This window comes from Oceanobacillus sp. MO10714A (assembly GCF_037072045.1).
Lineage (GTDB): Bacteria > Bacillota > Bacilli > Bacillales > Amphibacillaceae > Oceanobacillus > Oceanobacillus indicireducens.
This window is the reverse complement of the sequence record NZ_JAXHDC010000005.1, coordinates 45,628-68,982: the sequence shown is the minus strand read 5'-3', so window position 1 is coordinate 68,982 and position 23,355 is coordinate 45,628. Positions and strand designations below refer to the sequence as shown.

Sequence of the window (23,355 nt, the reverse complement as noted above, 5' to 3'; positions counted from 1 at the left end):
AATTAATCTTACGTTAAAAGCGTATGATCAGCTACTCGCTTTCCTTTTGTTTAATAACACAATAGCCGGAAGAGCAATAATCGATGCGACAAATAACGAAACACTTACTGCTCCTAGTCCCATCCCTTCCCATCTCCCAATAAGGAAACTGGTGAAAAATAAAATAATGCTAACGAATACGAACGCTATCGGAATAAGTATTTTTTTCCCTAATCCCTTTGGAATGAATGAAAGAAGAATTGCTGCGCTAATAAATAATAGTGTTAAAGCAACCAGACTCCACATTTGTCAGACTCCTTTCAAAGGATATCAAACTATTGACCTTTTAATCATAGCAATTCTGTCATTTTCAAATAAAAAATAACCACCCTAGCAGCCTGATATGCTAATTTTAGGAGGTTATTTTTTAACCTTAATTAGTGAGTCGCCCCTTGAAGGGCTATTGCACTAAACCGTTTGGTGTTCGAGCACCAGACGGTTTGATTATTTTATTACTCTCTATATTTATTATACCCGGTTTTTGGATAAAAAGAAACAATCTTAATTATTAGTTTGTGTCACTATTTAATCTGGAGCGCTTAGGAAACTAACGAAAAAACTTTCTGCTCTTTTTCAAGATTCTCCAATTTAATTCTTTAGCACTTTTCCTGTTATCGTTAATCCGGTCTTCTACGATGCAACGGTATAAAGAACGATCAATTAACTGCATGTGTGATTTCCCCTTTCGTTTTCTTGTTAACTCCATCATAAAGGAGAAATCATTCGTTGAAATCGGCTCGGAGGGTGATTTTTAAACTGGAAAAAACCCTACAATCGTTGTAGGGTTTCTCCGTCTTTGGTTGGAGATTATTCGGTTGCCCGGTCCCTTCCTTGAGACTTTTCTTCCTCCGACTCAACCATCAGCCGTCTGGTCGGCACAGCAATTTCAATACCTTCTTCTTCAAGAATGTCTAGTATTTTAAAGTTAATATCTTCACGAACCGCTAAGTGCTCCGCCCAAACTGTCGTCTTCGTAAAGAAGTAAAGAAAAATTTCTATACCGTCTTCCTGATACTGTTCAAAATAGACCATAATCGTTTCCGGATGGACTTCATCATGCTCCCTGAGCAGTGTATTAATTTTTTCCAAGACGCTTTTGATTTTTTCCTTCGGTGTATCGTAAACAAGGCGAATGGAAAAGTTAATCCGACGTTTACCCATTTTACTCCAGTTCGTAATGTTCTCGTTCGCAAGTGTATTATTTGGGACGATAACAAGAGCGTCCTCAAACGTACGGATCTTCGTGCTTCTAAAGCTAATATCTTCTACTGTTCCCTCAACCGATGGCGTTAAAATCCAGTCGCCAAGTGTGAATGGTTTTTCCGAGATGATGACAATCCCGCCAAGAATATTCGCAAGGGCATCCTTCGCCGCAAGTGAAATCGCAAGTCCCCCGAGGCCAAGTCCGGCAATGAACCCCTCGATACTGTACCCGAACTCTTTTAGAATAATCGTTCCACTTACCCCAATAATGATGACTTGTAAAGTTCGCGACAACAATGGGATAAGAATATCATCTATCCTTACATTTGTTCGCTGATTAATTTTATAAAATATATTCGACGAGGAAGACGACAAATTCAACAATCCCCAAGTCATTAGCACGATAAGCGCTACTTTCATGAGACTAATAAACCAATCCTGACCATGGTTAAAATAAGGATATATGCGTAAAGCTACGTAAAGCCCTACAAGTGTAAATAACCATTCGACCGGCTTTTGAAAGGATTGGAAAACATTCGATAGAAAATTAACTTTCGTTTTATTGATCAAGCGCATGATGATGCGGAAAACATATTTCGTAAATAATTTGCGGAACAGCAAGAATAAGAGAAAGACTCCTACTGCGATTCCGAGAGCTTTCAAGTGTGTATAAGATATGAGAAATTCCCAATTTTCCAAAGTGAACATTGTCAAACCTCCAACTTATCTGGCTGCAATTCTTTGATGATGTACGTCATTTTACAGTTGATTTTTCTATTTGTAAACCGTTAACTAGTGGGCATTATGAACGATTTGTAGAACCTTTTTCATCTCATTTGCAGTCACCTGACCAGGTGCGGAAGCGTGTTTTATCGCCGCAAAAGTAAGCACAGATCCGAAAATCTCTCCGCTCATTCGGGTCACGATGCCTAGACTCCCCATTGCAATCATAATCATCTTTCGGTTTGGATACGATTTTTTCAATTGCAGGTTCGCCTGGAGGACAGTGAGGACGTCTTCCTCTTTGACCGGCATGACAGCGACTTTCGGTATATCTCCACCAAGATCAAGCATTTTTTCTACCCGGCTCATAATTTCCGATGTTTCAGGTGTCTGTGAGAAATCGTGATTTGAAATAATCGTTAGAACTTGTTGCTCCTTCGCAATGGCAACAAGTTCTTTAACGGTATCTTCCCCACGGAATAATTCAATATCAATTAGCTGGACAGCTCCCGACTGGGCTACTTGTTTATTCAGTTCAATGTATTGCCTGACAGAGATATTCTTTTCTCCGCCCTCTTCTGCTGTCCGAAAGCTAAAGATAAGTGGCATACACCTGAGTTCTTGTCTTAGTTTAGCTAATGCCTCAAGCACCTTTTCCGTATCTAGCGCATATTCAAAGAAATCGACCCGCCACTCAGCAAGATCTGCTTCCGAATTCCGCACTAACCCACATTCATCCAGTAATTCTTTTAAAGTTGTTCCCGTTAAAGGCGCACAAACTTTCGGCATCCCTTCATCTAATGTAAGATCACCAAGTTTATATCCCTGACCCATCTGCCACCAGTCCCTTTTTTTGTTTATTACTATCATTCTAATTTATCCTGACTGAAGTGACAAATGTTTGGGACATTGGTGTAATTTGTTTTAAAATAGTTACAAAAAAATAAGTGAGGAGATTCATAAAATTACCAACCAGTGGAAACACCTCTATGAAAAAATCATTCTCTCCTTATATTCCCTAACTCTCAAAAAACATGCCTGATTTTCAGAAGTTGAACCATTCCTCCATGATGAGTAAGAAAAAGTTTGTCAAACATTTACCTGTCCTTTTCTCAAAAGTATATCTATCCTTTATTATAAAAAAATAATTTTCCTCATTTGTTGCGGTTTCTGCTCTAACTGATAGGATCCCTCCCGGAGCGATATATTGTATATTTCTTTTCTTCGTTCATTCCTATATACTAGTACTAGAATGTATACGAGGGGGTAAAAGGATGCCGATACCTGATAATCATTCCATATCGGTTCGTTTAACTGCGAAAGACCATGCTTACAATCAAATACAACAATGGATTATTGATGGTACCCTCCTGCCCGGGGAGAAAATAAATGATACAGAGCTCGCACAAGCCCTCGGTGTCAGCCGGACGCCAATTAGAGAAGCCTTGCAAATTCTCGAAACGGAAGGGTTTGTCAAGATGTTTCCCGGTAAAGCTACCCAAGTTACTGAAATTCATCGGGAATCCATTCATGAGCTGCTTCCCCCACTTGCATCTTTACAGGTTCTCGCAACAAAGCTTGTAAGTGAAGAGATTGAAGAGAATATAATTACGGAACTGGAAGACATTAATCAACGTTTCCAAGCGGCGATCGAGACGGAGAACTATTATTCTGCACTCAAAATTGATGAATTGTTCCACCAAGTAATTGTCGATGCAGCTGACAATACATATATCAAGCAGCTTGTCCGCTCCTTGCAGGCGCATGTAAGAAGACATTTCTTCCATAATGGGATCGTTCTTACCGAAGCTTCAATTGCCGACCACCGGAACATTATCCATTACCTTAAGAGGAAAAAACCGGAAGAGGCTGCAGATATAATGGAGAAAAATTGGCTGAGGACATTGGATATTCTAATAGATTAATAAAAAAACTGAACCCCCGTATAAGTGTTTCATACGGGGGTTTGTTTATTTTTATCACGCATTAACGGTCTGTAATACCCCCATCTCTAAACATAAGGGAAGCCCAGCATGAGTAGGTGGGGGATATACAGTCCGTAAATCCCTGATTCTGTTCAACTAACATTCAGTGGTGAGGTAAGGAACCCTCCTGAATGAAGTTTCACTTTATCAAGTTATTAATTTGTCTCTGTCGCTGCAGGGCTGCCTGTAAACTTTGCAATAATTCCTGTAACGAGGATAACAATTAGTGCCGGAGCTAACCAGCCGAGTCCTTGATTATAAAGCGGTAAAAAGGACTCATAGAAATCGAGTACTGGTACCATAAATGCGAAATCAGCAATTTCAAGTGTATCTGTAAAAGTTTTTAAACCATCGAAAATACTGATTAAGAAAGTTACTCCGATTGTTGCCACGTATACAATACGGGCGTGATTAAATAGTGGTGATAAGAATGTTAAAATGATCAATACAATCGCTAATGGGTATAAGAACATCAACACCGGAACCGAAAAGGATATGATATTCGTTAAGCCAAAGTTCGCAACAATGAAGGTAATCGTTGAGAAAAAGACAACTAAAACTTTATAACTGATTTTCGGGAATAAAGTATTGAAATACTCCGCATTTGCAGTCACTAAGCCAATTGCCGTCGTTAAACAAGCAAGAATAATCATGACTGCGAGTAACAAGGAACCGACATTTCCAAAGTAATGGGACGCCGCACCACTTAATACCGGTCCTCCATTGTCAAATAAGCCTAATGAGCCAACCGAACCCGCACCTAAGATTGCAATTCCGATATAAATGGCTCCAAGTAGCGTGATCGCAATGAATCCAGATTTTGTAGCTGCAGATAATATCTGGCCTTTATCTTTAATGCCCAATGCTTTAATCGCATTAATTACAATAATAGCAAATACTAGTGACGCAAGGGCATCCATTGTATTATAACCTTCCAAAAATCCTGTAACAAATGCTCCCTCAATATATCCTTCCTGAGCCTCGCCAATTGCGCCCATTGGATTAAAGATTGCTACAATTAATAGTATTGCCAGCAATAGAACTAGAGCTGGAGCTAGAATTTTACCAACGTTATCTACTATTTTCGCTGGGTAAAGCGAGAATATTAAAGTAATTGCAAAGAAAATTAATGTAAAAATAAGAAGTCCAGTTTGTTCGGAACCATTCGGAACGAACGGCATAATTCCCACTTCATAAGCAACTGTACCTGTTCTCGGCGCTGCAAAGAATGGCCCAATCGTTAAATAAAGTAGTGCTGTAAAAAATACTCCATAAACTGGGTGTACCCTGCTCGATAGTTCTTGCAAGTTGGCACTTCCTGAAAAGGCAATTGCCACGACCCCTAAGAGCGGTAAACCAACTCCGGTAATCAGAAATCCGATAATGGCTGGCCATAAATTCTCTCCTGCATACTGTCCTAGCTGTGCTGGGAAAATTAAGTTCCCTGCTCCAAAGAATAATGCAAATAACATAAAACCTATTGCGACATATGCGGATACTGATATTTTATCTCTCATCTTTCTTCCTCCTAGATGTTCTTTAGTTAATTCTTTAGTTAGCCCTTTTGATAGAATTATCAAACAATTCAATAGAATTCGAGCTATATGCAATATATCGGCTGGAATCTACTATACTATCTTTTAATACAAAAAACAATAGCTAATCTACAAATTTTTCGACTTTTTCCGCTAAAAGGAAAATCTGGACAAGCGAGGATGTCTGGGGGTTATCTTGTCTGCGAACCTAGAAAGGCGATATGGAAGTTATGGGAGGACTAGTTAAAGCCTGAGGGAAGCGGAAGTAGAGACGTTCGTCGAATTAGAGGCCTTATTACCGATCGAAGCATGTGGAATTGTAGTTGTTTGGCCGATTAGAGAATCTCTATTATCAAACGAAGCTCATCAAGTGGAAGAATTTGAGTGATTAAAGGTGCGATAAACGACTGTAGCACACACACGAGACCCCGCTAAGAGAAACCAAAAAGAAAGAGAGCAGAACATAACCTGATATTTTACAGTTATGTTCCACTCTCCTAAACTGGGACAGTGCCTCTGACCCCAAATGTCCCGATCCTAAAACGGGACAGTGTCTCTGACCCCAATGTCCCGATCCCAAACTGGGACAGTGCCTCTGACCCCGATGTCCCGATCCTAAACCGGGACAGTGTCTCTGACCCCAATGTCCCGATCCCAAACTGGGACAGTGCCTCTGACCCCAATGTCCCACCGATCCTAAAACGGGACAGTGCCTCTGACCCCAATGTCCCACCGATCCTAAAACGGGACAGTGCCTCTGACCCCGATGTCCCACTCAGGTTGGGTTTATTTTCCAGATGTCGTTTACATATTCTTGGATGGTGCGGTCGCTGGAGAATTTGCCGGAATGGGCGATGTTGATGAGGCTCATACGTTGCCATTTCAGTCTGTCCCTGTAGACACTTTCCGCGTATTCATGGGCTTCAATATATGGCTCGAAATCTTTCAAGACGAAATAGGGATCATTATGATATAGAATATTGTAATAGATATCTTTAAATTCAATATCATGGGTACCAAATTCTCCATTATTCAACTGATCAAGAATGCGCCTTACTCGATCATCCTTGTTATAAATATCACGGGCATGGTACCCGCCCGCCGTGCTGATAATAATCCAGTACTTCCTCTGCTCTTAGCCCGAAGATAAACATGTTCTCTTCACCGATCAAATCATGGATCTCCACATTTGCTCCATCCATCGTTCCCATCGTCAGCGCCCCGTTCATCATGAATTTCATGTTCCCTGTCCCGGAAGCTTCTTTGCTCGCTGTTGAAATCTGTTCACTTATTTCTGCAGCCGGTATGATTTTCTCCGCCAAGCTTACATTATAATTCTCTAGGAAGATCACTTTCAGCTTACCCTTAGTATCTTTATCATAATTGACAATCGATGCGACTGTATTGATGAGCTTAATGACTTCCTTCGCTAAATGATAGCTAGGCGCAGCTTTGGCCCCGAAAATGAACGTCCGCGGTGTCATATCAAGATTCGGATTTCCCTTCAACTCATTGTAAAGATAAATGATATGGAACACATTGAGCAGCTGCCGTTTATATTCATGCAGCCGTTTAATTTGCACATCAAAGATCGATCGGTCGTCAACAGTTATCCCCATTTGCTGGTGGATAAAGTTGGCAAGTGCAAGCTTGTTTTCATTTTTCACTTTCGCAAATTGTTCAAGTACATCCTTGTCATGTTGGAACCGGAGTAAGCTGATCAATTGTTTCGGCCGTTTGACCCATTGATCGCCAATCATGTCTTGGATAAGGGAGGTGAGTTTCGGATTCACCTGCATGAGCCAGCGCCTATGGGTAATTCCATTTGTCTTATTATTGAAGCGCTCCGGATAAAGCTCGTGGAATTCTTTCATTTCCTTTTTCTTCAAAATTTCTGTATGGATATTGGCGACCCCGTTCACACTAAAGCTTGCGACGATTGCGAGCCGTGCCATATGTACCTGTTCATCTGCAATAATTGCAAGCTCGGGAATTTTATCCCGTTTTTCCTCATAGTCAAACCATATCCCTTGGCAAAAGCGTTCATTAATTTCATCGATGATCATATAAATCCTCGGAAGTAACTTCTGCATCATTGCTATTGGCCATGTTTCTAATGCTTCACTTAATGTTGTATGATTCGTGTAGGCAAATACACGTGTCGTAATATCCCATGCTTCATTCCAGCCAAGATCCTCCTCATCCATTAAAATACGCATCAGCTCTGGAATACTTAAGCTTGGGTGGGTGTCGTTAATCTGAATGACTATCTTTTCCGGAATATGTTTTAAGGAAAGCCGGTGATTTTTCTTAAACTGCTTGATCATATTCTGCACGCTCGCTGAAACTAGAAAGTATTGCTGCTTTAGCCGCAGCTCCTTTCCTTCATAACTGGAATCATCAGGGTAAAGAAAGCCGGAGAGCTGTTCAATCGAATGCTCGAAATCAAGGTGATGATAAAATTCTTCTTGATTCCCGGAATTGTCCGGTGCCCCGGATACAGGTTCAGCACTCCAGAGCCGGAGCGTGTTCACCGTCTCATTCTCATATCCGATAACCGGAACATCATAAGGCACAGCCAAAACTTTATCTGTATGTTCATGATTGATTTCGAGTGAACCGTTACGCCTCTGATGCATTCGGACAATCCCCTGAAACTGGACAACACATGCTTCTTCCTCTCTCCGCACTTCCCATGGATAAGGTTTTTTCAGCCAATAGTCTGGGAGCTCGACCTGGTTTCCATGGATAATGCGTTGCTCGAACAATCCGTAACGATATCTGATTCCGTAACCATGCCCTGGATAATTTAAAGAAGCGAGGGAATCAAGGAAACAAGCAGCTAGCCGGCCAAGACCGCCATTCCCAAGCGCAGCGTCTTGTTCGACTGCAAAGACGTCTTCTGCTTGGAACCCAAGTTCTTGAAGCGCCTGAGTTGCTTCCTTGAGCATACCGAGGTTCAGTAAATTACTTTCGATCAGTCTTCCAATTAAAAATTCCAGAGAAAGGTAATAAACTTGTCTCGCTTGCTCCGATTTATAACGTTCATTTGTTTTATCCCAAAGCGGCTTCACTTGTTCATTGACGACAGCTGCTAAGGCGTAAAACACTTCTTCCTCCGTCGCTTCTTTTACATCAAGACGATATCTCGTGTTTATATACGTTGTAATGCGTGCTTTCAGGTCTTCTGCAGTTAACCGCTTCAAATTAAATCGCTCCCTGTTCATCAAACTCATTTGTCGGTGATACTATTTCCTTATAAAGCTCTTTATACTGTTTCGCTGACTCCTTCCAAGTATAAGCACCTTTATTTACATTTTTAATAAGCTGCTTCCATTTTTCTGTATCGCGATAGATTTCGAGGGAGTGATTGAGCACATGAAGCAGTTCATGGGCATTATAATTGGTAAAACTGAAGCCATTCCCTTCCCCTGTTTCCTTGTTAAAGGCGGTCACCGTATCTTTCAAGCCGCCCGTTTCTCTTACAATTGGAACAGTGCGGTATTGGAGTGCAATCAACTGGGATAACCCGCAAGGCTCAAACTTCGAAGGCATCAGTAAAAAGTCGGCACTCGCATAAATTCTCCGAGCGAGCTGTTCACTGAACGTAAGCAATGTTTTCACCTTATCTGGATATGCCCCTTCAAGATACGTAAAATAATCCTCAAACTCCTGCTCCCCGGTACCAAGAACAAGGAATTGAATATCTTCTTGTAAAAAGTCATCTATGATCCGCTGAACGAGGTGAAGCCCCTTTTGTTCCACAAGCCTTGTCACCATCACATAAAGCGGCCGATCCGGGTGATAAGTGAAGCCAATTTCTTCTTGAAGCAACTCGCGATTTTCACGTTTTTTACTACGAGCTGTCCGGTAATTGACTGGCAGATGCAGGTCTGTCAGTGGATGATATTCCGTCGTATCAATCCCGTTCAATATGCCGATGACATCCGCTTCTCGTTCACGGATCATTTGATGCAGCCCTTCACCGTAGTACGGTTCTTTTATTTCTTCCGCATAGGTTGGGCTTACCGTTGTAATTTTATCCGCATGAAACAGAGCTGCCTTCAAGCTATTAATCATCCCGTCCCATTCCATCCCCGCTAAATGTCCGCGGTCTATTTGAAAGAAATCTTCGTAAACATCTGTTGGCATTAGCCCTTGATATTTCAAATTGTGGATGGTGAAAACTGTTTTTAAATTCGGCAACGGCTGCATGACTTTTGCTAACAGGACGGCAAGACCTGCTTGCCAATCATGGGCGTGCAGAACGTCTGGTGTGAAATCAAGCAGGGGAAGCGCTGTAATCACCGCATGACTGAAAAAGACAAATCGCTCTCCGTCATCATAATAACCGTAAATACCTTTTCGACTAAAATAATAGTCGTTCGAAATAAAATAATAGACACAGTTTTCATGAGTTAACGTATAAAGCACCGCCTGCTGTTTTCTCCAGCCGACATGAACGTCATATGTCGTAAGGTATTCCATTTTCTCCTGCCATTCCTCGCCGATCTCATCATAATAAGGCAACATTACCCGTACTTCCAGTTCCTCATGAGCTTGAAGAGCCTGTGGCAAAGAACCGATTACGTCCGCCAGCCCCCCAGTCTTAACAAACGGCACACCCTCTGAAGCAACAAATAAAACCCTCTCCATTTGCACTTACCTCCTATCATTGGGACATTGGGGTCAGAGCATTTGTCCCACCACTGGGACAAATGCTCTGACCCCAATGTCCCGCTAAACGATTTGTCTTTTTGCTACGACGTATGGTTTGTCGCTTGTGCCAATGATGCGCTGGCCTTTTTTCACATGGACGTCTTTATCTAAGATTACATTTTCGAGGTAGACATCTTCTTCAATTTTACAGCGTTGCATGATGATGGAATTTTTGATTGTAGAATGGTCACTTACTTCCACCCCTCGGAAAAGGATACTGTTTTCCACCTGACCATTCACGATACAGCCATTTGCGATAATCGAATGATTAACGAGTGCCTGAGCTTGGTATTTCACAGGCGGGTTGCTTGATGCTTTCGTCCGGATGAACGGTTTCGCAAATAAATTAATGAAATTCTCTTCCGTCAATAGTTTCATATTTTCCCGGTAAAAGCTTTCAATCGTATTTATAAACGCATGATATCCATCATATTTATACGCCCGGACGTCCAATTCATGGAGCTGGTCTTTGATTCCATCGGCAAAAAGATTCTCCTTATGGTAAGCGATGCAATAATTGACGATCTCCATCAGTAAATCCTTCTTAATGATATAGACACCCGTGAATACATTAGGATTCTGCTCATCATTCGTTATGCCGATTACCCTAGCGTCTTCCCCTTCTTCAATCCGGAAATAAGCTTGATGCTCCGGTCGGATCTCATCAACCGGCGTATAAATTACCGTCACGTCCGCGTCCGTTTCAAGATGCTGGCTGAACGCTTCTTTATAATCCGTATTCGCAATGAACTGACTGCCGCTAACTAGGACATGATTCGCCTTCCCCCGATTAAAATAATCTCGATTATTATGGAAAAAGCTCAAATCACCACGTGAGCGATCACTAGGATCATTCCAGTCCGGCGGTAAAATAAATAACCCGCCATGTCTCCGGTCGAGATCCCAACTTTCCCCCGACCCAAGGTGATCGAGCAGGGAGCGATATTTATGCCGAACAAATACTGCCACTTCCTCCATTCCAGAATTGGTCATATTTGATAAAGCAAAATCGATCAGACGGTATCTTCCGGCAAATGGAATTGATGCATTATTGCGGAAGTAGGTGAGTTCATTGAAAACATGATATTCCTGATCAAGATTAATTAGCCCCATCATCCGGTCCATTAGTTCATACCCTCCATTTCACTAAAATGCTCCCTTATATTTTGCTGATTAAGGACTAATGGTTCTGCGTGCTTCGTCGCGTAAACCTGCACCCCGTCCGGAACCTCCGTATTTTCCATGACGATAACCCGTTCCAGGACGACATTTTCTCCGATAGTCACTCCAGGATGCAGGATCGATTGATGGATTGATGCATGCTGTTTTACGAGCACATTTCGGAAAAGGACGGAGTTCGATACATCTCCATAGATAAAGCAGCCGGTATTAATGAACGAATTTGTCACCCTCCCGGTTCCTCCAATATATTGTGGCGGGAAATTGGCTTCATTTGTATAGATTTGTTTACTACGGTCTTCTCTTGCTACTGAAAGCGGACTACCGGAATCTTCGTCAAGTAAATCCATCGTTGCTTCCCAGTAACTCTGAATCGTGCCAACGTCTTTCCAGTATTCGGTAAATAAATAAGCGAAAAGCCGTTTATCCTGACCAAGCATTGCCGGGATAATATCTTTGCCAAAATCATGGTTGGAATCCGGATCAGTCGCATCTTCTATTAAAAATTTCCGGAGTGTTTCCCATGTGAATATATAAATTCCCATCGATGCAAGATTACTTTGCGGATTAGCAGGTTTTTCTTCAAATTCATAGATTTCGAGTGTCTCGGTTGTATTTAAAATTCCGAACCGGGAAGCATCCTCCCACGGAACTTCAATGACCGAAATCGTTGCATCGGCATTCGTCGCTTTATGCTGCGCGAGGACAGATTGATAGTTCATTTGATAAATATGATCACCGGAAATAATGAGCACATATTTCGGATCATATTGATCGATGAAATGAATGTTCTGGTAAATTGCATCAGCAGTTCCAGAATACCAATCCCCTCCATGCTTGCCGGTTGCCGGTGAAAGCATCGTCACACCGCCATTCCTCCGGTCCATGTCCCAAGCTTTGCCGTTACCGATATGCTGATTTAAATTGATTGGCGAGTATTGTGTCAATACGCCAAGTGTTTGAATCGAGGAATTTGCACAGTTGCTTAAGGTGAAATCAATAATCCGGTACTTCCCGCCGAATGGAACAGCAGGCTTTGCGTTCTCATTCGTAAGTAAACCGAGGCGTTTCCCCTCTCCTCCTGCTAATAACATTCCAACACATTCTTTCAATTCGCATCCTCCTCGTCTCTTCTCTTAAAAATCATGACAGCAAGTGGTGCAACTTTTATTTTGATATGCTGCTCTAAGCCATGCCATTTCTTGGGAAAACTGAAATGTTCATCATTATATTGACCCGAACCGCCGAAAATCTCTGCGTCCGAATTAAAAATCTCTTCATAAACGCCTGGTTCCGGCACTCCAATTTTATAATCATAATGGACATTCGGTGTGAAATTACAGACGATAACGAGCTCTTCCTTCTTACATTTCGCCCGTCTTCTAAAGGCAATTACGCTTTGATCAATCTGATGCGGGTCAATCCAAGCAAAGCCTTCCGGTTCATGATCAAGCTCATACAATGCCGGCTCACCTTTAAACAGGCAATGTATAGCTTTGATATAATCGAACATTCCTTTATGTAATGGATAATCCAATAGATGCCAATCAAGCTCCTCTTTATCCTTCCATTCTGAATAGAGAGCAAGCTCTGCGCCCATGAACAATAACTTTTTCCCCGGGTGGCTGAACATATAACCAATGAGCAATCGTAATCCGGCGAATTGCTGCCACTGGTCACCAGGCATTTTGGATAATAAAGATTTCTTTCCGTGGACGACTTCATCATGCGATAATGGCAGCAAGAAGTTTTCCGTGAATGTATACATGAAGGAGAATGTAACGAGATTATGATGCCACTTGCGGTAGATTGGATCCATCTCTATATATTCAAGCATGTCGTTCATCCAGCCCATATTCCATTTGAAATTAAAGCCGAGACCACCAAGATAAGTCGGCGCGGTGATGAGCGGATAATCTGTACTGTCTTCCGCCATCATGAGCGCATTCGGCCGGTATTGGAAGACTGTTTTATTCAATTTACGAAGAAAGGCAGTTGCCTCGAGATTCTCTTCTCCCCCGTAAGAATTAAAGATTTTCCCCTCGTGCTCGGGCCGGTCAAAGTTAAGATAAAGCATACTTGCAACCGCATCGACACGGATTCCATCTATATGAAATTCTTCCAACCAATAAATGGCATTCGAAACAAGGAAGCTCTGTACTTCCGGACGTCCGAAATCAAAGGCTAGGGTACCCCAGTTATGTTTCTCCGCTTTTTTCAAATCACGGTATTCATAGAGGGCTTCCCCGTCGAACTGACGTAAACCGAAATCATCTTTACAAAAATGTCCCGGCACCCAGTCCATAATGACACCGATCCCCGCCCTGTGGCAGGTATCAACGAACGCTTTGAATTCTTCCGGGGTGCCGTAACGGGACGTGACCGCATAATAGCCGGTTATCTGATAGCCCCATGATAAATCAAATGGATGCTCTGCCAATGGCAAAAGCTCAATATGGGTAAATCCGAGATTTAATACATATGGAATAAGTGTTTCTGCTAGTTCTGTGTAGGTTAGATGATCACCATTCTCCTTCAATTTCCATGAACCAAGATGCACTTCATAAATGGATATCGGAGAGGTATAAGGATTATAGGTCCGCATCTCTTTCTGCCAGGCAGTATCCTTCCACTCATAGACTTCTAGAGAAGGTGTCAATGAGGCAGTGCGTGGACGGATTTCCGCTTGCCCGGCATAGGGGTCTGCTTTTAGAATCATTTCGTTGTCTGCTGTAGTTATATGGTATTTATAAGCAGTATTAGGAGGTATATCGCTGAAGAAACCTACCCAAATCCCTTCGTCATTCAAGCGCGTCAACTCATGAGTCTGTCCCTTCCATTCATTGAAATCCGCTGCAATAGCGACACGCTTTGCGTGAGGAGCCCAGACAGCAAATCGAAAGCCTTCCGCACCTTCCCATTCAATGAAATGGCAGCCAAGCAATTGATACACTTGATAATTCGTTCCTTGATGAAATAAATAAATTGCATCTTCATTCATGCCATACAACAACATTCACCTCCTTTATTACAACAGAAGATTATCACTAATTCAAGATAAAGGCAAGGAAGATTTTGAATATTTTTTATACATTTTTGTCGAAACCTAGCGAATCGATGAAAAAATATAAAATAATATTCGTTAATTCATAAAACCTCATCCCTTCACCGTTCGCATGATGTCTAATACTATAGTATAAATACGGTTATATGATTGACGAATATCAATATTTTTGGAAAGACAAAATAAATTTAACAAAGCTGTAACAAGTATTTTCACAGTTAACTGTCTATACTAAAAGGCATATATTTGTTTAACTGTTTATCACGTATTAACGGTCTGTAATACCCCATCCTCTAAACATGAGGGAAAACCAATATGTGAAGGGGGTAAACAGTCCGTAAATACCTGATTCTGTTCTACTAACATTTAGTGGGGAGGGAAGGATTCCCCACTGAATGAAGTTTCACTTTATCACGTATTAACGGTCTGTAATACCCCACTCCTAAACATGAGGGAAAACCAATATGTGAAGCGTGGGGATATACAGTCCGTAAATACCTGATTCTGTTCTACTAACATTCAGTGGGGAGGGAAGGATTCCCCACTGAATGAAGTTTCACTTTATAAAAAGGGTTACGATGCTGCTAAGGCGAGCGATAAAGGAGGCAGGTTCATGAGCAATCATACGGCATGGATGGATGACGTTCATCTCATTACAATTTCAGTTGATGAGCTGGACCCATTAAGAAAGAGGCTTGATACTCCACCGATCATCTATTGGGAGAAAGAACAGACCTATTTTCATACCGAGTTCCATCAAGCACCGAATCCGCATACCCTACATTTCACCCATCAAGAAGCACTTCCAATTGGCGAGGAATTGACCTTATTATGGGGAGAAGCGGAAATCCCTGTCTATCCTAGAGACATTGTCCGGAAAGAGGCTTTGGATGAAAGATATAGCGCACCCGACACGACATTGGGACCGATTTGTACGGAGACTGAAGCAACTTTTCAACTATGGACTCCTGTTGCAACTACCGTGGAAGTAAATGTTGACGATAAGTTGTACCCCATGAACCGGACCGAGAACTTCGTATGGACGCTTACATTAGCCGGCGATTGGCACGGTTCACCTTATCATTTCGAAGCATCCATCCAAGGCAAAAGGGTGCGTGCAAATGACCCGTATGCAAAAGGCATGACCCCAGACAGTGAAACATCTGTTTTGATCGACCTTTCCCGTACGATGCAATTGAAAAACACGAAACTACCTGTTCAGTATCCGACAGACGCAATCATTTATGAACTTCATGTGAGAGATGCAACGATTCACCCGAATAGTGGTGTGAAAAATAAAGGCCGATTTTTAGGACTCACGGAGAAATATACGACAACGGAAAATGGATATTCAACCGGGTTATCCTATCTAAATGAATTGGGTGTGACCCACGTACAGCTTCTCCCTGTTAATGACTATGCCCGCGTTCCTGAAATGGAACCAGAATTAGGATATAACTGGGGATATGACCCGCTTTACTTTCAAGTACCTGAAGGCAGTTATTCCGTTCTTCCCGATCAGACACTTGCCCGAATTAATGAGCTGAAAAAGATGATTCAAGCATTCCATGAAGAAACAATTGGAGTCATTCTTGATGTTGTATTTAATCATGTCTTCGTTAGGGAAGAATCCGATTTCGAAAAATTAGTTCCTGGCTATTACTTCCGTTACGATAACGAAGGAAACCCGAGTAATGGAACCGGTGTCGGGAATGACTTTGCCTCGGAAAGGAAAATGGCAAGGAAATTTATTGTCGATACGATTGATTATTGGCTAACAGAATATAAAGTTGATGGGTTCCGTTTTGATTTAATGGGGAATATCGATATCGAAACAATTCGGCAAATTAAAGAACGCTGTCTGCAAGAAGAGCGAATGATTCTTTTACTCGGAGAAGGCTGGGATTTACCAACCGCACTAGATCGGGAGAAAAAAGCGATTACTGCCCATGCAGCTCAATTAAAAGGGATTGGCTTCTTTAATGATTATTTTCGAGATACTTTGAAAGGAAGGCTATTTGACACCGGGGACAAAGGCTTCATCAATGGATCCGGGCGTTTTCATGAACGACTCGGCGACCTTGTGAAAGCTGTGACGTTAACGGAAGGAATTAGTAACCACGAAATTCAGCAAAGCGTAAATTACGTAGAATGCCATGATAATCATACCCTTTGGGATCGGCTTGCCCTTACAAATAAAGAAGACTTTTCCACACGGAAGAAAATGCATCAACTGGGAACAGCACTCACATTGCTTAGCCAAGGTATTCCCTTCCTTCATGCCGGGCAAGAATTTTTCCGGACGAAATATGGAGTGGAGAATAGTTACCTGTCCGGAGATGCTATCAATGCAATGAATTGGACCCGTCGGGAAACAGAGAATGAAACAGTTGAGTTTGTTAAAAAACTGATTCAGTTGCGGAAAAATCATTCCGTATTTCGTATGCGCAGTCAAGAGGAAATCGCCCAGCGCCTGCACCTGTTAGAGGGACATAATCCATTATTTGGCTTCACCTTACTAGAAGATGGAAAAGATATTACCATCTTCATCAATCCTACTCGTGAAGTAAGGCATATACAGCTTCCAGCACCAGGCAATTGGAAAGTTACGGTTACGAATCACCAAGAGAGACCGGACAAAGTTGTTCAAGGTGACTTGTTCCACGTTTATGAGTATGAAGTTGCTGTACTGGAGAAAGACCGTTTTTAGAGTCAGCTGGTTTTTATTATACTACTGGAAATTGAAAGTATTAGAGAAATGAAAGATTAGAAGGTTTCATATGGTAATCGGCCTCGGAGCAATCGGGGCCGTTAAAAACGTAGAACTAGGGCGAGCGAATACTGAAATGCAGCATCATACCGGTCCGGATACGATTATTCTTTCCCTCCTAACGGTGTTTCCAGTGAAGAAATAATTGAGATAAGACTATTAATAAGATAAATTAATATTTGAGCTATATACTATTTTTCTGTATGATTAAATCTATACTATTTTGACAAAAAGAGGAGGATGTTCATGGATAACCCAATTAGAATAGGCATTTTAGGATACGGTAATTTAGGACGAGGTACAGTAAAAGCTGTTAAACAATCCTCCGACATGGAAATTGTAGCGGTATTCACAAGAAGAGATCCAGCAGATCTAGAGTTGGAGGATGCCTCCATTCCGGCATTACATATTGATGAAATAACCGATTATCAGGATAAGATTGATGTGATGATCCTCTGCGGTGGTTCAGCGACAGACTTGCCAGATCAAGGACCAGCATACGCTCAACTGTTTACGACCGTTGATAGTTATGATACCCATGCTAAGATTCCAGATTACTTTGAAGCTGTTGACGCAGCAGCGAAGGAAGGTGGCAATACTTCCATTATCGCAGTCGGCTGGGATCCGGGTCTATTTTCTATCAACCGGCTTGTAAGCGAATCAATCATACCAAATGGGGAAACGTATACGTTCTGGGGGAAAGGATTAAGTCAGGGACACTCCGACGCTGTCCGCCGCGTAGAAGGAGTTAAGGCTGGTGTCCAGTACACGATTCCGTCGGAAGATGCAATGGACCGCGTTCGCAGTGGAGAGAACCCGACATTGGAAACAGCAGAAAAGCACCGCCGTGTCTGCTATATCGTGCCAGAAACTGGCTATGATGAGGCAAAAATTGAGCATACGATTAAAATGATGCCGAACTATTTCGCGGATTTTGATACAGATGTTCACTTCATTACCGAAGAGCAACTGGCTAAAGAACATGCGAAAGCACCTCATGGCGGCTTCGTGATCCGCTCCGGACAGACTGGAGAAGACAATAACCAGCTAATCGAGTTCTCACTCAGACTGGACAGTAACCCGGAATTCACTTCAAGTGTGCTTGTCGCCTATGCCCGCGCAGCATACCGCTTGAACCAAGCAGGCACGACCGGAGCCAAAACCGTATTCGATATCGCACCAGGACTCCTCTCTCCACGCCCGGCAAGCGATTTAAGAAGAGATTTATTATAATATTGAGAGGCAAAATCCCAAGTCTTTGTTATGACTTGGGATTTTTTGTCACGCATTAACGGTCTGTAATATCCCCACTTCTAAACATAAAAGAAACCCAACATATGAAGATGGGGATAAATAGTCCGTAAATCTCTGATTCTGTTCAACTAACATTTCAGTGGGGGATAAGGAAACCCCCACTGAATGAAGTTTCACTTTATATTCGATAAATTAAGATACGATCGTCGGAATCATTTTTGTAGAAAATATCAATCGTTATTTCCTGAACTAATTCAAAGCTCGTATTCTTTTCCAGATAATAAATATATTCCGCATGCGGATAGTAAATCAGAAGATCGATCGAACGCGGATACTCCTCCACCGACTTTAAAATATTATGGACGACTTTTTGAAAAATCTTGACCGAAAATGGATTGAAAAAATAGAACCGATTATCCTCTGGTGCAATTTGATACTCTTGTGCCGGACAATTTAAAAATTCAATCCTTTTTAAACGATCCGGGTGCTGCATTTGATAGCCTGCTAAATTCTCAATTGCATCTGCCAATAAGTCATCCTCCATTTCCACACCTTTCACCGAAGCACCGGTAAAATGATGAAGATAGAAATTAATCCGCCCTTTCCCGCAACCGAAATCAACAAAACAATCATTCTCCGTTATTGGATAATGCTCAATCAACGTTTCCAATGTTTCATAAGATGTCGCTTCATATGGATTATTATGGTAGGAAACAGGGAGCTTTACAAACCTGTTCTCTCCCGTGCGGATCCCAAGTAATTTATCATACTTATATTGTTTCAACATTATCTTCCCTTTTCTACTTCTGCCGCTGAATCATGATGCTTCTTTTCAAATTCTCGCATTACATCGACCAGTAATTCTACCCCTTCCACCGGCATTGCGTTATAAATGCTCGCCCGCATACCGCCAACGGAACGATGACCTTTCAACGTTTCAAGTCCCGCCGCTTTTGCTTCTTCAATGAATGCAGCATCAAGCTCTTTGGATGGCGTGACAAAAGGAATATTCATCAAGGAGCGGCTTGCCTTGTCTACTGGAGTCGTGAAGAAATCAGACTCGTCCAGAAAATCATAGAGAAGTTGCGCCTTCTTTCGGTTCTTCGCCTCCATCGCTTCAATACCGCCAAGACCTTTTAACCATTCAAATACGAGGGATGCCATGTAAATGCCAAAGGTTGGTGGTGTATTATATAATGAATTGCTTTCGCTATGTGTCTTATAATCAAGCATAATTGGGCAATCCGCCTTCGCTTTACCGATTAGGTCTTCACGGATAATAACAATTGTAAGCCCAGCTGGACCAATATTTTTCTGAGCACCGGCATAGATGATACCGAACTTATTCACGTCAATTGCTTCAGATAAAATATTGGAAGACATATCAGCAACTAACGGAATGTTGCCTGTGTCCGGGATATCCGTAAAAGCGGTCCCTTCAATCGTATTGTTCGTCGTAATATGTATATAATCTAACTCCGGATCAAATTCCACCTCGTCAAGATTAGGGATATAGTTGAACCCGCGGTCTGCACTTGAAGCGATAACTTCCACTTCACCGAATTTCTCCGCTTCTTGGATCGCCTTTTTCGACCAGGAACCAGTATGGACAAAGCCCGCTTTCCCATTTTGCATCAAATTCAGCGGTACCATGGAAAACTGTAGCGTCGCCCCACCTTGGAGGAACAACACTTTGTAATTATCCGGTATATTCATTAATTCACGTAAATCTTGTTCTGCTTTCTCAATCACTTCTGTAAAAAGTTTAGACCGGTGACTAAGTTCCATAACTGACATTCCAGAATCCGCATAGCTTAATAATTCTTTTTGTGCTTTTTCCAAGACTTCTAACGGTAGGATGGAAGGCCCTGCTGAAAAGTTATAAACACGCTTCATTCGTTCTCGCCCCTAACTATTTTCATGTTCAACATTCGGATTTTTCAATATTAACCTTCATTATAATCAATGCCCTTGCATGTTGCAAGCGGGTAAACGAACGTTTTATAGCACAACTGATTTAACGTACGTAAACATTCACCTAATTTCCCAATCCACCGCAGCTCGTCCATTTGCACTCAAAAATTCATTCGTTTCCGAAAATGGTCTACTGCCGAAAAATCCCCGATTTGCTGAAAACGGACTCGGATGCGGCGATTTAATAATATGGTGGCGCTTATTCGTAAGGAATATTTCCTTTTCCTGGGCATGTTTTCCCCATAAAATAAACACGACCGGATCTGTCTTTTCATTGACGAGTTGGATTACTTTGTTCGTAAAATGCTCCCAACCTTTCCCGCGATGAGAAGCTGGCTGTTTTTCCCTTACCGTAAGTACCGTGTTCAACAACAACACCCCTTCATCAGCCCATTTTTTCAAGTAACCATGGGCTGGGGGTTCGATTCCTAAGTCACTTTGAAGTTCTTTATAGATATTTCGTAAAGAAGGGGGAATCGCTACACCCTTTTGCACAGAGAAACTTAAGCCATGGGCTTGATTCGGTCCATGATACGGATCTTGTCCAATCAGAACAACCCTCGTATTCTCGTAACTTGTGTAATGGAGGGCATTAAAAAAATCGTCCATATCAGGATGAATCTTGTAATTCTTATATTCTTCTTTTAGAAACTCCCGTAATTCCAAGTAGTATTTTTTCTGAAATTCCCCTTCAAGCAAGGGGGCCCAATCATTTTTTAAAATTGTCATCAGCTAACCTCCTGTCAACTCCAATCAAAAAACCTTCGGAGCATCCGCCAGAATACACGCGGGATATATAGAAAAAACTCAACTATGAACATATACCAATCAAGCTGTTCGATACGCTCCTCGGCTTTTCTACTTTTCTTTTTCAATTCTTTCCCACTCATTACATACCCTCCATCTAATTTACCACGTATTAACGGTCTGTAATACCCCCACTTTTGAACGGGGACGGAAAATCCCAGTGAATGAGTTTCACTTTATCGTAACAAATGTCATCAGTACAGCAGTAAGACCGACTAGAATAACCGCTGGGATTATAAATATGCGTCTGAAGCGCAACCAAGCCGCGTCTCGAACAGTTTTCTCGATAGGTACGACACTGAAGAAATGTTCATCGAGCATTTTTTCATACAATCCTCTCAGCCAGGAATTATACGTCAAAAACAATGAGAACGTAATGAAAATCAACCATTTCAACCAGATAATTGGAAGTAACGTAATTGCAAATAAGGTGACGCCGATGATTTGGAAATAGCTTTTAAGATAGACTGTATGTCGCAGGAATCCTTTTAAGAGCATTTCCAGAAGGCCATTTTCCGGATTTGTTTCTTTAAAAATCCTTCTGCTATTTCTAAAGAGTAGAGGCCGTTTCCCGAAACGAATTGGAGGCTTCTCCACCTCTTTCGCCATTCCGAGCATTAACTTCGCATAGCGCATCCGCACCTTGACCTCGTTATTCACCTCTTCAAAAAAGTAGCGTTTTGCCGGAACCATAACGTAATAATTCCAGACGGTGAGAAAAATGACGCTAGCAGCACTTGCTATGAAAAGGATATCGAGCGATAGGTACATGACAAGATTGCTGATGAAAATAAAGAGAACAGCAAGCAAAATCCAACGCTTCACTGGGTGGCGAATGATTTTTTTCACGGTAGATATAAGCAATTGATAAGCTAGGAGAAAAACAAACAGAAAAAAGATTTGACGCACACCAAGCCCAATCAGCTGGATAAGCCACGGTAAGGTAATAACGAGTAATACCACGGCCAGCCCTATCCTCTGCAACACAGAATATGAAAAAGCCGTGGTCCGTAAACCACGATATAACTTGGGCCGGTCAAGTAAAAACAATTGATCTGCTTCTTTCATAAACATACGGAATTGGACAATCGTCAAGAGAAGTAACATCAACCAGATAATCACCGTTCCCGGCAATATTTCCGGCCAATAGGATGCGGTATCCTTCCAGATATCAATATAAAAAAGCACCCCGAATATAAGGAATGGAATAAAAGCATAGAACCAAACTATCCAATCGATGAACATTCCAAGTATCTTCCGCTGATATTTTATATCATCAATTAATCGTAATTTAAATAGTTTCCTACCGGTCATCTGCCTCACGCTCCGTCAATATATGAAAACAATCGAATAAAGACCCTCCCTGCAGTCCGCTCTTACGCTGGATGTATTCCAATGTACCGTCCGCAATCAGCTTTCCGTGTGAGATAAGCAAGAAGCGGTCACAAATCTTCTCCGCTGTATCAAGTACATGCGTCGACATTAAAATGCCGGCACCGCGCTCTTTTTCTTTTGCAATCATATCAAGGAGCTTCCGGACCACTTTCGGATCTAGCCCCATAAACGGTTCATCAATAATATGCATATTCGCTTCCTTTAAAAATGCGAGCATAATCATTGCCTTCTGCTGCATGCCTTTGGAGTAGCTTTCAGGATAATGATGCACCACATTTTCCAGTTCAAATTCTTTTAGCAATCCTTGCATTTTCCGAGTGAAATCCGCTTCGTCCGCTTCAATCGTAGCTAGAAGAAAATGAAAATGTTCCATTAGCGTCAAGCCAGGATAAAAAAAGGGACGTTCCGGTATGTAAGCATAATTTTCAACTTCGATCTCCCCTTGCACGTAATCAATGACGCCGAGCAAGGATTTAATTGTTGTACTTTTCCCAGCTCCGTTCGGTCCGATTAATCCGACGAGCTCGCCTGGATGAACATTAAATGTAATATTTTTTAAAACTGGTTCATTTTTACTGTAACCCGCTTCTTGGATCTCGCATCGTAACATAAATGAAGCCGCTCCTTTCATTTCTATTAACTAGTACGGCTACTCATCGCTGAAAGTTTCATGCTTTTCACGTATAATTGAGGATATTGCAGTAAAAG

General features: G+C 41.8%; 18 protein-coding genes and 1 pseudogene. 4 read left to right on the top strand and 15 right to left on the bottom strand.

Going from position 1 to position 23,355, the window contains the following annotated elements; genetic code table 11:
- Nucleotides 1-27: 27 nt before the first annotated feature.
- From SPD53_RS05890 to aroD, 3 genes are all read right to left on the bottom strand, one after another.
- Nucleotides 28-285, bottom strand: a complete 258-nt coding sequence (locus SPD53_RS05890; protein ID WP_336251933.1) for a YesK family protein — start codon at nucleotides 283-285, stop codon at nucleotides 28-30.
- Nucleotides 286-846: 561 nt separating this feature from the next.
- Nucleotides 847-1,950, bottom strand: coding sequence for a mechanosensitive ion channel family protein (locus SPD53_RS05885; RefSeq protein WP_156857109.1), 1,104 nt, complete (start codon nucleotides 1,948-1,950; stop codon nucleotides 847-849).
- Between the two features lie 84 nt (nucleotides 1,951-2,034).
- Complete coding sequence (gene aroD, locus SPD53_RS05880) at nucleotides 2,035-2,835, bottom strand: type I 3-dehydroquinate dehydratase (protein WP_336251932.1); 801 nt, start codon at nucleotides 2,833-2,835, stop codon at nucleotides 2,035-2,037.
- A gap of 404 nt (nucleotides 2,836-3,239) precedes the next feature.
- On the opposite strand from aroD, the gene SPD53_RS05875 reads away from it, so the two are divergent.
- Nucleotides 3,240-3,890 carry a GntR family transcriptional regulator gene (locus SPD53_RS05875; protein ID WP_336251931.1) on the top strand — a complete coding sequence of 217 codons (651 nt, stop codon included), beginning with the start codon at nucleotides 3,240-3,242 and terminating at the stop codon, nucleotides 3,888-3,890.
- Nucleotides 3,891-4,105: 215 nt separating this feature from the next.
- Here the strand turns inward: SPD53_RS05875 and brnQ are convergent, their stop codons facing one another.
- The 6 genes and pseudogenes from brnQ to glgB form a co-directional block, all read right to left on the bottom strand.
- Complete coding sequence (gene brnQ / locus SPD53_RS05870) at nucleotides 4,106-5,467, bottom strand: branched-chain amino acid transport system II carrier protein (protein ID WP_336251930.1); 1,362 nt, start codon at nucleotides 5,465-5,467, stop codon at nucleotides 4,106-4,108.
- Nucleotides 5,468-6,260: 793 nt separating this feature from the next.
- Nucleotides 6,261-8,712 (bottom strand): annotated as a pseudogene (locus tag SPD53_RS05860) (glycogen/starch/alpha-glucan phosphorylase).
- The gene (locus tag SPD53_RS05855) at nucleotides 8,693-10,141 is read right to left on the bottom strand and encodes a glycogen synthase (RefSeq protein WP_336251928.1); all 1,449 of its coding nucleotides are present in this window, start codon (nucleotides 10,139-10,141) and stop codon (nucleotides 8,693-8,695) included. The pseudogene SPD53_RS05860 and the gene SPD53_RS05855 overlap by 20 nt, the downstream one beginning before the upstream one ends.
- 84 nt (nucleotides 10,142-10,225) lie before the next feature.
- The gene (glgD, locus tag SPD53_RS05850) at nucleotides 10,226-11,329 is read right to left on the bottom strand and encodes a glucose-1-phosphate adenylyltransferase subunit GlgD (RefSeq protein ID WP_156857102.1); all 1,104 of its coding nucleotides are present in this window, start codon (nucleotides 11,327-11,329) and stop codon (nucleotides 10,226-10,228) included.
- Entirely contained in the window at nucleotides 11,329-12,495 is a 1,167-nt protein-coding gene (locus tag SPD53_RS05845) for a glucose-1-phosphate adenylyltransferase (RefSeq protein WP_336251927.1), read from the bottom strand. The genes glgD and SPD53_RS05845 overlap by 1 nt, the downstream gene beginning before the upstream one ends.
- Nucleotides 12,492-14,399: a 1,4-alpha-glucan branching protein GlgB gene (gene glgB / locus SPD53_RS05840; RefSeq protein ID WP_156857101.1), complete on the bottom strand. Its 1,908-nt coding sequence runs from the start codon at nucleotides 14,397-14,399 to the stop codon at nucleotides 12,492-12,494. The genes SPD53_RS05845 and glgB overlap by 4 nt, the downstream gene beginning before the upstream one ends.
- 661 nt (nucleotides 14,400-15,060) lie before the next feature.
- Here glgB and pulA point away from each other — a divergent pair.
- The 3 genes from pulA to SPD53_RS05825 all read left to right on the top strand — a co-directional run bounded on the left by pulA (nucleotide 15,061) and on the right by SPD53_RS05825 (nucleotide 18,450).
- Nucleotides 15,061-17,157: a type I pullulanase gene (gene pulA, locus SPD53_RS05835; protein WP_336251926.1), complete on the top strand. Its 2,097-nt coding sequence runs from the start codon at nucleotides 15,061-15,063 to the stop codon at nucleotides 17,155-17,157.
- A 70-nt stretch (nucleotides 17,158-17,227) separates the two neighbouring features.
- Nucleotides 17,228-17,362 (top strand): hypothetical protein, encoded by a 135-nt coding sequence (locus tag SPD53_RS05830; RefSeq protein ID WP_255454397.1) that lies wholly within the window; start codon nucleotides 17,228-17,230, stop codon nucleotides 17,360-17,362.
- Between the two features lie 101 nt (nucleotides 17,363-17,463).
- Entirely contained in the window at nucleotides 17,464-18,450 is a 987-nt protein-coding gene (locus SPD53_RS05825; RefSeq protein WP_336251925.1) for a diaminopimelate dehydrogenase, read from the top strand.
- A gap of 199 nt (nucleotides 18,451-18,649) precedes the next feature.
- On the opposite strand, the gene SPD53_RS05820 is transcribed toward SPD53_RS05825, so the two are convergent.
- From SPD53_RS05820 to SPD53_RS05795, 6 genes are all read right to left on the bottom strand, one after another.
- Nucleotides 18,650-19,255 carry an SAM-dependent methyltransferase gene (locus tag SPD53_RS05820; RefSeq protein ID WP_336251924.1) on the bottom strand — a complete coding sequence of 202 codons (606 nt, stop codon included), beginning with the start codon at nucleotides 19,253-19,255 and terminating at the stop codon, nucleotides 18,650-18,652.
- Nucleotides 19,256-19,257: 2 nt separating this feature from the next.
- Nucleotides 19,258-20,367 (bottom strand): 3-phosphoserine/phosphohydroxythreonine transaminase, encoded by a 1,110-nt coding sequence (serC, locus tag SPD53_RS05815; RefSeq protein WP_336251923.1) that lies wholly within the window; start codon nucleotides 20,365-20,367, stop codon nucleotides 19,258-19,260.
- A gap of 138 nt (nucleotides 20,368-20,505) precedes the next feature.
- On the bottom strand, nucleotides 20,506-21,174 hold the full coding sequence (locus tag SPD53_RS05810; protein ID WP_336251921.1) for a uracil-DNA glycosylase: 669 nt from the start codon (nucleotides 21,172-21,174) through the stop codon (nucleotides 20,506-20,508).
- Nucleotides 21,175-21,188: 14 nt separating this feature from the next.
- Nucleotides 21,189-21,335 carry a hypothetical protein gene (locus tag SPD53_RS05805; RefSeq protein ID WP_156857096.1) on the bottom strand — a complete coding sequence of 49 codons (147 nt, stop codon included), beginning with the start codon at nucleotides 21,333-21,335 and terminating at the stop codon, nucleotides 21,189-21,191.
- 88 nt (nucleotides 21,336-21,423) lie between these two features.
- Complete coding sequence (locus SPD53_RS05800; RefSeq protein ID WP_156857095.1) at nucleotides 21,424-22,566, bottom strand: ABC transporter permease; 1,143 nt, start codon at nucleotides 22,564-22,566, stop codon at nucleotides 21,424-21,426.
- On the bottom strand, nucleotides 22,556-23,257 hold the full coding sequence (locus tag SPD53_RS05795) for an ABC transporter ATP-binding protein (RefSeq protein WP_336251920.1): 702 nt from the start codon (nucleotides 23,255-23,257) through the stop codon (nucleotides 22,556-22,558). Before SPD53_RS05795 ends, SPD53_RS05800 begins: the two co-directional genes overlap by 11 nt.
- Nucleotides 23,258-23,355: the final 98 nt, after the last annotated feature.